General features: G+C 34.7%; 5 protein-coding genes and 6 pseudogenes. 6 read left to right on the top strand and 5 right to left on the bottom strand.

The window, feature by feature from the left end:
- Positions 1-22: 22 nt before the first annotated feature.
- The 6 genes and pseudogenes from OPR44_RS04680 to OPR44_RS04705 all read left to right on the top strand — a co-directional run bounded on the left by OPR44_RS04680 (position 23) and on the right by OPR44_RS04705 (position 4,802).
- The gene (locus tag OPR44_RS04680; RefSeq protein ID WP_265014545.1) at positions 23-259 is read left to right on the top strand and encodes a hypothetical protein; all 237 of its coding nucleotides are present in this window, start codon (positions 23-25) and stop codon (positions 257-259) included.
- Positions 249-1,079: a group II intron maturase-specific domain-containing protein gene (locus OPR44_RS04685; protein WP_265015449.1), complete on the top strand. Its 831-nt coding sequence runs from the start codon at positions 249-251 to the stop codon at positions 1,077-1,079. Before OPR44_RS04680 ends, OPR44_RS04685 begins: the two co-directional genes overlap by 11 nt.
- Complete coding sequence (locus tag OPR44_RS04690) at positions 1,076-1,870, top strand: Rpn family recombination-promoting nuclease/putative transposase (protein ID WP_265014546.1); 795 nt, start codon at positions 1,076-1,078, stop codon at positions 1,868-1,870. Before OPR44_RS04685 ends, OPR44_RS04690 begins: the two co-directional genes overlap by 4 nt.
- Before the next feature lie 165 nt (positions 1,871-2,035).
- Positions 2,036-2,415 (top strand): annotated as a pseudogene (locus tag OPR44_RS04695) (IS66 family transposase); the annotation flags it as partial.
- 125 nt (positions 2,416-2,540) lie between these two features.
- Positions 2,541-3,551 (top strand): annotated as a pseudogene (locus tag OPR44_RS04700) (IS481 family transposase).
- A gap of 20 nt (positions 3,552-3,571) precedes the next feature.
- Positions 3,572-4,802, top strand: a pseudogene (locus OPR44_RS04705) (IS256 family transposase).
- Between the two features lie 130 nt (positions 4,803-4,932).
- On the opposite strand, the pseudogene OPR44_RS04710 reads toward OPR44_RS04705, so the two are convergent.
- The 5 genes and pseudogenes from OPR44_RS04710 to OPR44_RS04730 form a co-directional block, all read right to left on the bottom strand.
- Positions 4,933-5,172, bottom strand: a pseudogene (locus OPR44_RS04710) (IS630-like element ISWpi11 family transposase); the annotation flags it as partial.
- A 112-nt stretch (positions 5,173-5,284) separates the two neighbouring features.
- Positions 5,285-6,400 (bottom strand): annotated as a pseudogene (locus OPR44_RS04715) (IS3 family transposase).
- 71 nt (positions 6,401-6,471) lie between these two features.
- A pseudogene (locus OPR44_RS04720) lies at positions 6,472-6,773 on the bottom strand (hypothetical protein); the annotation flags it as partial.
- Positions 6,774-7,212: 439 nt separating this feature from the next.
- Positions 7,213-9,177, bottom strand: coding sequence for a hypothetical protein (locus tag OPR44_RS04725; protein WP_265014547.1), 1,965 nt, complete (start codon positions 9,175-9,177; stop codon positions 7,213-7,215).
- A 155-nt stretch (positions 9,178-9,332) separates the two neighbouring features.
- Entirely contained in the window at positions 9,333-14,003 is a 4,671-nt protein-coding gene (locus OPR44_RS04730; RefSeq protein ID WP_265014548.1) for an ankyrin repeat domain-containing protein, read from the bottom strand.
- Positions 14,004-14,019: the final 16 nt, after the last annotated feature.

Consider the following 14,019-nt stretch of genomic DNA (forward strand, 5'->3'; position numbering starts at 1 on the left):
GAAATTAAAACAGGAATTAACTTTGGTTGTAACCAATTTAGAAGACTTTTCTTCCAATATTACATCAAACCTTGATAACGCAGACTGGCTAACTAAACGTGATATTATTAGAACGTTAGTCAAGAGAATTAAAATTAACCTTGAGGACGTAAATGTGGTATTTCGTGTAAAAGAGCTACCAAACTCTCCTGGAAATAATCGAGAAGAAAAGAAAAATTTGCAACATTGTTGGCGGGGTAAGTTCTCCAATACTAGCTAACTTTACCTTAGATGGTCTTGAACAGTTATTAGAAAGTCGCTTTGGTAAATTAGGTAGCAAAAGAAGAGGAAAAATCAGAAGTGGAGTGAATGTAATCAGGTACGCAGACGACTTTATTATTTCAGGTTTCACACATGAAGTACTGGAAAAGGAAGTTAAGCCTTTAGTATCATCTTTTCTTCATGAGCGAGGTTTAATTCTGTCAGAAGAGAAGACAAAGATTACATCTATCACAACAGGGTTTGACTTTCTTGGTTGTAATGTACGTAGATATAATAAGAAGTTAATTATTAAACCTTCGAAAGAAAGTATTAAAAGACTTCTTAATAAAGCACGTACATTGATAAAAGCAAATATAGCGAACACTCAGGCTATAGTAATTAAGTCACTCAACTCTCTACTGAGAGGATGGGGAAATTACTATCACCATGTGTGTGCTAAAAAAGCGTTTAGAAAGATCGATAATGAAATTTGGCATAGTTTATGGAAATGGGCAAAGAAAAGACATCCTCGTAAAGGATTACGTTGGATAAAGAATCGTTACTTCAAAGTAATGGGTCAACGACAATGGGTCTTTGCTGCACCCCTATGCAAGAACAAACCAAAAGAGATACGGTATTTAAGACTGCTTAAGCTGATTGATATACCTATCAGACGACATGTTAAAATCAGAGCGGATGCAAATCCCCTTGACTTAAAATGGAAAAAGTATTTTGATGAGAGAGTGAAACGAACAAGAATGTTAGCAAGCTCTTTCTCAAGAGAAGGTTCTCTACTGTTGGTGTCACCATTAAGAATGATGTTTCCTGAGGAATCATGAAGGACAAGCCGGTTCTAGAAAAGAAGAACTTAGATAAGGGGCTCAAGCGTAGTGTGGGGAAACCTGCATGCTGCGTTTCTAAGGGAGGGGGTAGTAGTAATACTGCTTCCTTACCTGACCAGGTCGCTAAAACTAAGGGCTTTGAAAAACGTGCACAATACTATGCTGCTAAGACTTACTCAAGACAAGCTAGTAAGAGTGATCAATACCATGACCTTAAGGAAATTATCTTTATTGCTATAGCAGATTGTATACTGTTTCCTGATAAGTCTGAGTACAAATCAAAGCACACTATTCGTGATGAAAATACTAATGAACATGATTTAAAAGATTTTTACTTTATATTTATTGAGTTGCCTAAATTTCCAAAAACCAAAGAAGATCAGCTTTCAAGTATTGTTGAGAAATGGATCCACTTCTTTAGATATGCAGATAAAACTAGTGAAGAAGAGCTAGAGAGAATAATAGGAAGTGATCTAATAATTAAAAGAGCATATGAAGAGCTAAATAGGTTCAACTGGTCAGAAAAAGAATTTATTGCTTATGAACAGGAAATAAAACGTATTCATGATGAACAGGCTGTCCTTGCTCAAAAACTCGATGATGATAAACATGAAGGTAGACTAGAAGGTAGACTAGAAGGCATCCTAATCGGTCATGAAAAAGGCAGAAAAGAAAGGGAAATTGAAGTCGCAAAAAACTCACTCAAGGCTGGTGTCTCTATAGATGTTATAGCTCAAATTACTGGTCTCTCTCATTCTAAAATTTTGCAACTTAAGAAAAAAACATAATATCCCTACTTATTCACTTCAACATTTATGAAAATCTTTTCTAAGCTAGATATACCCCCCTAATTAAGAGTCTAATAAACTGTTTAAAATATCCTCTCAGGAGAGTGGCAGAATAAGGTAGATAAGGTAATCTAAAAAGATAACCATAGAGCAAAATGAGGTACTGTGGTAAACCTTTTAGAACTTTGCAAGAATTTAGAGCAAAAAATAGAAAGGCTGGAAAGAGAGAATGAAAATTTAAAGGCTTTAAAGATAAAGAACTCTGAATTAAAGGAAAGTAAACTCGAAAAATTCATCTCTACCGAGCTCTAGAGAGTTGACAAAATAAAAAAGGACAAGCCAAAGAGCGACAGAAACGTCGGTGGTCAGGTTGGTCATAAAGGAAGTTTTCGTGCCAAAATGAATGCAGATGAGGTGATAAAAGTAAAGTTGTCATCTACTTGCGAATGCGGAGGGGAGATCGCAATATACAAGAAACCGTACATTCACTAAAAGCTGATCTTCCGGAAATCAAGCCTTATGTAGTGAAATATCAACTGGAGCATGTTGTGTGATTCATAGAGGTTATTACAGCAAAAATGTAAGATAAAATAAAAACTTTGACTTGTGATAGTTTAAATACCTTATTACAATAATATGAATAAATTCATCAACAAGAGGCAATCAGTAAATGGATACCAAAGTTAAGTTGCGTTTGAATTGGATAGAATTATACAAAAAATTAGGTCATGCAGGCAAAGTGTGTCAACACTATAACATTTCACGCTTTACCTTACGAAAATGGTACAAACGTTATGAAAAGCTAGGTGCACAGGGATTGTCAAACCTTAGTAGCAGGCCTAAAACTTTACCCTTACAAAAAATCAACGAGTCAAATGAGCAGCTCATTCTTCATCTGAGAAAAGCTAGAAAATTAGGAGCAAGACGTATTCAAGCTGAATTGAAGCGTTTACATGATATCTCTTTTGCATTGGCTACTATACACAAAGTTTTGAAGAAACACGATGTAAGTCTTTTACGTATTAAACGCCACTATCGCAAGCAGATTAAGCGTTATAACTGCAAAGTGCCAGGGTAGCGTGTACAAATGGATGTTTGCAAAATATCCTCGGGGCTTTATCAATATACTGCTATAGATGATTGTACGTGTTATAAAGTTATCGCATTATACTCAAGGCGTACTTCAAAAAATACTCTGGATTTCTTAAAACAATTAAGGGAAAGGGCTCCATTTTATTGTCAAAGGATTCAAACCGATAGAGGACAAGAATTTTTTGCTTACGAAGTGCAAGAGTGTCTAAAAGAATGGAAAATAAAATTCCGTCCAATTAAGCCGTTTTCACCACATTTAAATGGTAAAGTAGAAAGAGCGCAGCGTACAGATTTAGATGAATTTTATAGTAGCGTTAACATTAAGGATCATGAACTGCAAGTCAAGCTTAGGGATTGGGAAGAATATTATAATAAACAACGTCCTCATAGCTCTCTTCAGGGAAAGACTCCTTGGGAAAAATATAAAGAACTGGAAAAAACAATTCCTTGTCTAAGTGAAATACAAAAAAATTATATTTCATCAAAAGAAACGTTTGTCATGCAAAATTACAAACATGACCAAGAGTTAAAGTCACTTCAAGGGGATGTTAAAAAAAGTGTGTCAAACCGAGAAGTAAAATATAATTGAGATAAAAATGGAGGTTTGACATGAGTCAAAGAATAGCAGATAGAACTACTGGTTTGGTAGATTATAAAGAATTAGAAACAAATATCTTGTCATCTATACGAGAAGGTAGACCATTAATGGGAAAAGATGGTGCATTAACGCCATTTGTAAAAAGGCTACTTGAAGCAAGCTTGGAGGGTGAAATAGAACATCATTTATCTACTGAAAGCGAAGAAAACAATCGTAGAAACGGAAGGAATGGAAAAACTTTAAAAACAAGTGCAGGTTCATTTGAACTATTGACACCAAGAGACAGAGAGGGAAGTTTTGAACCACAGATAGTGAAAAAAAGGCAAACAAGCCTACATCCAGAACTTAAAACAAAGGTCTTGAACATGTTTGCAAGTGGTGTGGGATACAGAGATATAGCATCATATGTGGAAGAAATTTATGACCATAAAATATCTGCAGCAGAGATATCTGGAATTACAGATAAATTACTACCTATAATCAATGAATGACGTAGCCGTCCACTGCAATCAGTGTATCCAATAGTATTTATGGTTTTTTAAGGTCAAAAAAGACGGTCGCTGTGTAAGTAAGTGCATGTATAACATATTAGGAATAGACCAAAATGGCAGAAAAGAAGTACTGGGTTTTTACTTAGCAGAAAGCGAGGGAGCTAGCTTCTGGTTAGGCGTATTAAATGACTTGAAAGAGAGAGGAATAGAAGACATTTTGATAGCTTGTGTCGATGGCCTAAAAAGCTTTCCTGCAGCTATAAATAGCGTATTTCCTAATGTGGAAGTACAGCTATGTGTAGTGCATCAAATACGGAACTCTCTGAAATACGTATCAAGCAAAGATGTAAAAGTTTTCATGAATGATTTGAAAAAAATATACCGCGCTACAAGTAAAGAAATTGCAGAAAATTATTTGCTTGAGCTGGAGGAAAAATGGGGCGAAAAGTATCCATTAGTTGTGAAATCTTGGCAGAACAATTGGGAAAGTTTATCTGGTTACTTCAAGTATTCAGGTCCTGTTAGAAGGCTAATTTATACCACTAATCCCATCGAGGGGCTACACAGGCAAATTAGGAAATTTACCAAGACCAAAGGCGCATTCAGCAGCATAAATGCCTTGTACAAGCTGGTATATTGTGCTATGAGAAAGGTGGAGGAGAAATGGACGATGCCTGTACATGATTGGGCATTATCTATATCTCAACTCGATATTTTTTTCCCTAGTAGGTTAAAGATTGAGTTGAATTAAAAATTCGGTTTGACACATTTTTTTGAACATCCCCCACTTCAAAAATACAAAACCTCTTAACAAGTATTTCAAGTTCAGACTTGATCTGACAAATTAGTTGCAATAACCTCTATGAATCACACACTTTTAATCCGTACGAATAGTTCTCTATTTTGTCTATACCAGATTCATCAATATATAACAGATCTTTAGGAGATTCTGCCGATATAATTTTCAAAAATTCAGCTCGTTTTTCTTCGCTCCTTTTTTCGTATCCATAAGTCTTCTTTTTTTGCGTGTCAATCCAATTTTTCAGAGCTCTATGAATCGTTTGACGACTTATATTGCCCCAGAATTTGGCTACCTCTGATTGTGTTTTACCACCGTACTTTTATAATGCACCCATTTGTCTAGACCATTTTTTTCAAAGTGATCCGATTTTTAAAATGAATATATTGATAAATACGTCGACACAAATTTAAAGTATTTATCAATATATTCATTTACTGTTTATGATAATAAAGATCAGCAGGAACTTTATAATGTAGAATCTGATGTCGCCTTCTATAGTTATACCAAGCAACAAAATCATTTATTATAAGATTTAAATCTCTGATACTATTTGGTCTATAATAATATATAGCTTCTTGCTTTAAAGTTCTCCATAAGCGCCCAACAAATATATTGTCGAAGCAACGTCCTTTATGGTCCATACTGATTTTAATATTAGCACGCTCTAATTCCATAATAAAGTTGTAGCTAGTAAACTGCACCCCCTGATCACTATTAAAAATCTCAGGTTTACCTTGTTTTAGAGATTCTTTGAGAGTATAAAGGCAAAATCCAGCATCGAGATATGGTGATAATGAATGAGCAATAATATAGCGACTATACAAGTCCATTATTGCCACAAAATAGATAAACTTACCTTTTACCATAATATATGTTATATCAGTAGCCCATACCTGATTAATTCTACAAATAATCAAATCTTTGAGTAAATAAGGATATATTTTATGCTTTTTTTCTTTAATACTTGTATTACATCTTTTTCTACAATACAGCCCACTAATCTTCATTTTTTTTCATAATTCTTAAGATTTTTTTGTGATTGACTACTACTCCACTCGCTATGATTTCAGCAGTAATTTTACGATATCCATAACGGCAATCAGAAGCCAAATATACTTCTTGAATCAAATTTGCTACTTCACTTTCGTTATTAATTATAGGCCTATAATATAGGCTAGATCTGCAAATCCCCAATAAATCAGCCTGTTTCCTAATTGACAGATCAGAATCTTTTTCTATAAACCTTACTCTATCTTTTTTGCTTATTTCAGTAATTTTTTTTTCAAATAGCTATTTTCCACTGTCAATTCTCCTATTACTTTATGTAAACTTTCTATTTCTTGCGCTAAGATTCTTTGTTTTCTCGCACTTTCACTTTCTTCAACAAATAGGTCTTTTAACCTTGCCAATACTCTATCACGCCAATCATATAGATTTGTTGATGGTATTTTATATTCACTACATATCTCAGCTGTGCTTTTTTGATTTTTTATTGCTTCCAAAGCTATCTTTGCTTTTAACTCTGGTTCATATTTTTTTGTTGCCATACTTTTACCCCTTTACCTTCCTACTCGGATCAACCATTTTTTTTGGTCTAGTTTATGGGGTGCATTATATTTTTCACAAATTCTGCAAACGCATCCCGGTCGTGAATTTTATGATTATAGCACCTATTCTCCAATTTCTTCGATTGAAAATCTCCTGTTTCTTTCCTCCTTTTCTCCCATTTGTACAATGTTATAGCCCTTCTTATAATACTCCAAATATAGACCAGTAGCGTATTATAGTCTGTTCGGACTATTGTAAAAAGGGCTATACTCTACCAATTTTGAACCTTTTTGCTACTGCTGTTTTACTCTCTCCTTCACTCAACGCTTGAATGGCTTTTTTCCTTAAGTCATAGCTGTGTGCTGCTGACACTTTTATCTTCTCGTTACCCTAAATCCCTGTTTATCATGTTTCTATTATTAATTAGAAGGGCTATGCTAATTTATAACTGGTACTAGAAGATCTTTTGCTTGGTTAGAAAAATGTAGAAGGCTATAGAAAATTGTGAACAAAAACTCAACGTTAGACGATAAATGGTCGTTCTAGCTTTCGCTTCTTTGCTTCTGAAAAGATTATGAACAGGTTCTAAGTTTTATTACATGGAGGATTACCCACAACTGTGATTACTTACCTAACGGTTATCCTATGATTATTTTTAGTTTATCTTGTCTACCTGTTTTACCACTCTGCTAAGCAGGTATAACTTGACTTGTGGATTAAAAACAGTTAAGCATTGAGAAATAACGTATAAAAAAGTGAACAAAGTTGGTACCTCTTAAAACTTATTTAGAGGTTTAGCAGTTCATAAAAATCACTTTTCCAAAATATTACTCTCTCTTCCTATTCTCCTCTGAGCTAATGGCTGATGTAAAAGGCTTGATGGATCAGAAGGTCTCATTACATGTAATAACTTTTTAAATTTTTGTTCATCTTTTTGTTCATCTTTTTGTTCATCAGGAAAATGTTTAGCCAGTAATCCTCTATCTACATCCTGCTCTTCTGGAGTATGTTCTGGACCCGGTCTTATATTCAGCTCTTCTGGAGTATGTTCTGGACCCGGTCTTATATTCAGCTCTTCTGGAGTATGTTCTGGACCCGGTCTTATATTCAGCTCTTCTGGAGTATGTTCTGGACCCGGTCTTATATTCAGCTCTTCTGGAGTATGTTCTGGACCCGGTCTTATATTCAGCTCTTCTGGAGTATGTTCTGGACCCGGTCTTATATTCGGATTATATAGGCATTGTAAAACGCTTTGATAAGAATCAGGGATAGATTGAAATATAACTTTCCTCAAATCACTAGTGGTCTTTTCAATTAAAAAATTAAAAGCCGATCTGCCATTCCATCTTCTTCCTTCGTAAGGTTTCTCATGCGAGTAAATAGTAGCTTTAATAGCTTGAATCAGAAAATGTTGATCATCTCGGTAGTAGTTATTTGCTTTCTCTAGTAGAAAGTCTAGAGTAGCAAAATTATTACTACTCTCATCTAAAACTAAGGAGTATAAGATACCACTTTCCATCATCTGTCGACGAGAAGGGCTATCCACTTTATCTAATATCAAACTTATGGCCTCATGATCAGCATAATCGATAGCCAACCGAATCGAATAGCACTCAAAACTAGAAAGGATTACTTGATCCAAACCTAATCCTGAGGCTTGAGACAACACTTCCTGCAATCCACTCGTATCCTTATTTTTCAATACAGACCATAAAAGAATCTGTAATACTATTTGTTTGTTTAGCAGATTTATTTTACGATAAGAACTTGTTTCTAACGTATGGCTTAAACTTATCTCACTTAACTGGGCTGTTCTTAGATAAGCAATAACTTGAGACTCTCTTTGACCTTTTTTATCTTTCCAGTACTTAATAGCTTCATCCTGGACTTTCTCCATATTCTTTAGTAGATCTACAACTTGCCCTTCTAAAATATGTTCTGTATCCAGTCTTATATCCTGCCTTTTTTGAGGTGTATCTTCTGGAGGTGTATCTTCTGGAGTATGTTCTGGACCCGGTCTTATATTCAGCTCTTCTGGAGTATGTTCTGGACCCGGTCTTATATTCAGCTCTTCTGGAGTATGTTCTGGACCCGGTCTTATATTCGGATTATATAGGCATTGTAAAACGCTTTGATAAGAATCAGGGATAGATTGAAATATAACTTTCCTCAAATCACTAGTGGTCTTTTCAATTAAAAAATTAAAAGCCGATCTGCCATTCCATCTTCTTCCTTCGTAAGGTTTCTCATGCGAGTAAATAGTAGCTTTAATAGCTTGAATCAGAAAATGTTGATCATCTCGGTAGTAGTTATTTGCTTTCTCTAGTAGAAAGTCTAGAGTAGCAAAATTATTACTACTCTCATCTAAAACTAAGGAGTATAAGATACCACTTTCCATCATCTGTCGACGAGAAGGGCTATCCACTTTATCTAATATCAAACTTATGGCCTCATGATCAGCATAATCGATAGCCAACCGAATCGAATAGCACTCAAAACTAGAAAGGATTACTTGATCCAAACCTAATCCTGAGGCTTGAGACAACACTTCCTGCAATCCACTCGTATCCTTATTTTTCAATACAGACCATAAAAGAATCTGTAATACTATTTGTTTGTTTAGCAGATTTATTTTACGATAAGAACTTGTTTTTAACGTATAGCTTAAACTTATCTCACTTAACTGGGTTGTTCTTAGATAAGCAATAACTTGAGACTCTCTTTGACCTTTTTTATCTTTCCAGTACTTAATAGCTTCATCCTGGACTTTCTCCATATTCTTTAGTAGATCTACAACTTGCCCTTCTAAAATATGTTCTGTATCCAGTCTTATATCCTGCCTTTCTTGAGGTGTATCTTCTTGAGGTGTATCTTCTTGAGGTGTATCTTCTGGAGGTGTATCTTCTGGAGGTGTATCTTCTGGATCCGTTCTTATATCCTGCTCTTCTGAGCTTGGATAAGATAGTATTCCTTGATACCTTGTCCTAATAATATCTCAATATTCTTCTTTATATATTTGTTAAGATTTGTAAGCTTTCTCAAGTTGTTCAATTTTTCATCTCTGTTATTAACTAACAACCTTTCAAGTACTTTCTTATAATTAATTTCTTTTCTTTCAAAACTCTCAAAATGTTCTTTTATAAATTTTATGGAAATATTCTTCAGCAATAGGTTTATTATTTTAATATATTCCTCTTCACCTAAGGTCAATACCATACTGAATACTCCTCTATCAATCATAAACTTCCTTGCAACTTTTCTCTGATATTCGGGATTGAGTTTTCGATACAATTCTTGATATAATGAATACTCACCTCTATTAATAAGGTAATCAAATAGATTATAACCAGAAGAGTTAGTAGTACACAGTACTCTAGATCTGAAAGATATGACCTTCTTCTTATTGCCATTTACTTGCTCTGCTCTTTCCAGATGATTAATCAGGAGGCTAAGGATTCTTTTTTTTGTTCCTGAATTAGTTTTATTACTTAAAACTGTAAAAAACAATGCATTATTCCCAGTATGCAATGACTGACGGGTAACATCATCTTTTTTTTCTAATAACAGTTTTATGGTATCTTCCTGCCCTAAATAACATGAGAACATTAAGGAAGTTATCTGTTGTTGCCTATCATATCTATCAAAGCACCATTTCTTATCCCTGAAAGTTACTGCATAGATTGGAACATATAATCCTTCTAACGATAGTACTGTACTGCCTGACACATATTCTTGTTGAAAATTATGTTTATCATATATTTGTTTAAATAATTTAGTTACCACAAAATGCTTTGAACCATGATATCCTAAATCTCTAGTAATCTCCTTGTCAAGATCAATAACACAACCATAATAAAAATCTTTTTCTCTATTATAACGTTGCGCAGGTGACTCGTGATTATCTGTATAATGCGGATAAATGGGAGTGTAACCTAATTTAAAAGAAAAATCTTGCACATGATCACAAAGCAGTTGATGACCAGGCAAAATTTCTCTATTTGTACTCAAGGTAAGATGGGCATGCCTAGCTATCCTCTTTGAAATACAACTAACATTGGAGTTGCCTATTGATACAAGATTCATGTAACTTGCCCAGTTACGTCCTTTTTCTGAAACAATTGATACTGTTGAATCGCGCTCCAGAACATGCTGGTTCATTTCCTTGTCATCTTCCATCCCTGTTCCTACGTAGGTCCCTAGGAAAGTTTTAGGCGCTATACTTTCATTAGTTGCTAAAAATACCCCGTAAACCGTTCTTTCTACTAAGTAGGCAATTTTTGCAATCATAATCTTAGAATGATTTTTCTCTATATTAAATTCATAATCGAAGTCAAGCGCACCGTGATCATACCGAACATAATTCTCTATACCCTCCTCGTACTTGACTTTTCCTTCTTTCTTAAGTTTTTCCTTAAATTGCGTTAAAGTATATTTCTCTGATCGATCTTCATCAATAAGTATATTATCGGTGATTAGATGATGGCCTTTCGAGACTTCCACAGGACCATCTTTTCCTATACTTTTTAAGAATTTCTCTTTTTTACTTAAGGGTATATTACTCAAAAGATGGTCTAAGAACCAGTTTAAATGTAATAAATTCTTTAATCGATCTGATAACTGACCAATGTTAGAGTATATTTCTAATGCTAAATCCTGATCTGAACATTGATGAATATACTGCAGCTTATCTAGTACCTTACCAATAGCCCTTACTAAGAAATTTGTTTCTACTTTCTCTCTCGTCGATCTTGATATTCTACTTAATACCAACAATATCTTACTAGAATCAGAAATATTGCTTTGAAGACTATCAATATTAGAAAGTAAGTTTACTATATTGTTAGTAAATCTCTTATCAACAAAAGTTTCTTTTTCTCGATCAACAAGATTGACAAGTATATCCAAACAAGTTACAATAGAGGAAATGTGCAACCAATTTTTATCAGAGTAAATATTATCTAACTCACAATTACTAAGGCATCCAACTAAAGAATCAATTAATATAGATAGCTGACTTTTTATTGTTACTAAATTGTTATGAACTAATGCAGACAATATATAGGTCATATTTATAATATGCTCTATATTATGTTCTTCAGGAGCGAGTTTAATAGCCTGATCTAGAAGATCAGAAACAAAAATCCTGTAAACATTAGCATAAAAAGTGACATGAGAAGAAGTAGCTAATTCCTGGTTAATTTTACATAACCTTATTAGCCCGCTAAGGATAGAAACAATCTCCCGAAACTCAAAATCCTTGGAGAATTTTTTTCCATTTTCTATAAGCTTACCAGCAAGGTATTGGACATTTCTACTGTTTAATACCTCTACCGGCCATCTTGATAAGACTTTATAGATGTAAGCAATATTTTTACCAAAATTAAATAATGAATTGTTTCCCATCATCTCAAGATTAAAGATAGAAGCTATATAATCATCGCTCACTTTTTCTCCCTGAGGACTAAACCAAAAACCACATAATTCCTTAAAACATTCTGCAGCTTCCACTCCCGTTTTAGATAAAACACTGCACACTTCAGCAAAACTTATTTTTTTATCTAATATATGCTGTAGCTCTGGCTTTGGTTTACCTCTATTATCGAACAAAACATCATGAAATTTCTTGAATGCTTCTCCAATCCTTACTCCTGACCCCGATAGCGCTCTGGATATGCTGCTAAAATCTATCTTACTATTTAATATATGCTGTAGCTCTGGTGTTGGGTTTCCTTCAGCATCAAATAAAACATCATGCAATTTCTTGAATGCTCTTGCATAATTTATTCCTGATTGATTTAGAACACAGAGTATGCTGGTCATTCTTATCCCGCTATCAAATGTATGCTGTAGTTCTGGTGTTGGGTTTCCTTCAGCATCAAATAAAACATCATGCAATTTCTTAAATGCCTCTGGAGCCTTTGTTCCTGCTTTACCAATAATAGCAGACAGAGAAGATAAATTTATCCTGCTACCTAATATATGCTGTAGTTCTGGTGTTGGGTTTCCTTCAGCATCAAATAAAACATCATGAAATGCCTTAAATGTCTCTAGAACCCTTGTTCCCGAAGAGATTAATACGGCGGATAGGAAGGAAAAAGTTATCTTCGTATCAAACGTATGCTGCAGCTCTGGTGTTGGGTTTCCTTCAGCATCAAATAAAACATCATGAAATGCCTTGAATGTCTCTGGAACCTTTGTTCCTGATTTTCTTATTATGGAAGACAGACTAGCCAGAGAAATTCCGCTATTTAATATATGCTGCAGCTCTGGTGTTGGGTTTCCTTCAACATCAAACAAAACATCATGCAATGCCTTGAATACTTTTGGGGCTTCTTCTCCTGTTCGAGCAGGTATCATACTGAATACTGTAGAAAAATTTACCTTGTTACCTAACATATGCTGTAGCTCTGGTGTTGGGTTTCCTTCAACATCAAACAAAACATCATGAAATGCCTTGAATACTTTTGGGGCGTTTACTTTTGACCCATTAATAATACCAGACAGAGAAGATAAATTTATCCTGCTATCCAATATATGCTGTAGCTCTGGTGTTGGGTTTCCTTCAGCATCAAATAAAACATCATGAAATGCCTTGAATACTTCTGGAGCCTTTCCTCCCGTCTGAGCAAGAACGCAGGATATGTTGCCAAAATCCATCTTACTATTTAATATATGCTGTAGCTCTGGTGTTGGGTTTCCTTCAGCATCAAATAAAACATCATGAAATGCCTTGAATATCTCTGAAGACCTTTCTTTCGATCCATTTGTGATGTTGGATATAGAAGATAAATCTATTTTGTAATCTAACATATGCTGTAGCTCTGGTGTTGGGTTGCCTCTAATATCAAACAAAGCATTATAAAATTTATTAAATTTCTTCACAGCCTCCGCTCCTGAGTGAGATAGCGCACTGGATATGTAGGAGAAACTCACCTTACCAGATAATACACTAAGTAGCTTTGGTGTTGGGTTTCCTTCAGCATCAAACAAAACATCATGAAACTTCTTGAATACTTCTGGAGCCCTTATTCCCGATCCAGCTAATATGCTGAGGAGATTACTAATAATCAACTTGCTACTTAGTATATTCTGTAGCTCTGGTGTTCGCTTTCCTTGATCATCAAACAAAACATCATGAAATTTCTTGAATGCTTCTGGAGCCCTTATTCCCGACCCATTAATAATACCAGACAGAGAAGATAAACTTATTCCGCTATCTAATATACGCTTTAGCTCTGGTGTTGGGTTTCCTTCAGCATCAAATAAAACATCATGAAATGCCTTAAATGCTTCTGGAGTCCTTGCCTCAGATATTCCACTGCAGAAAGAGGAAAAATCCATCTCATTATCTAATATATGCTGTAGCTCTGGTGTTGGGTTTCCTTCAGCATCAAACAAGGCCCCATGAAATTTCTTGAACCTTTCTGGACCATGTACTCCTGATCCCTTTAACACTACGGATATACTACTCATACTCAAGTTTTGCTTCAGTATATGCTGCAGCTTTGGTGTTGGGTTTCCTTCAGCATCAAACAAAACATCATGAAACTTCTTGAATACTTCTGGAGCCTTTCCTCCTGTTTTACTAATAATAGAAGACACAGAAGATAAACTTATC

This window comes from Wolbachia endosymbiont (group B) of Camptogramma bilineatum (assembly GCF_947251825.1).
Classification (GTDB): Bacteria; Pseudomonadota; Alphaproteobacteria; order Rickettsiales; family Anaplasmataceae; genus Wolbachia.

Excerpts from the sequence above, each read along its gene's own strand:
- OPR44_RS04690 (WP_265014546.1), top strand. The coding sequence starts at position 1,076 with ATGAAGGACAAGCCGGTTCTAGAAAAGAAGAACTTAGATAAGGGGCTC.
- OPR44_RS04725 (WP_265014547.1), bottom strand. The coding sequence starts at position 9,177 with ATGGAGAAAGTCCAGGATGAAGCTATTAAGTACTGGAAAGATAAAAAA.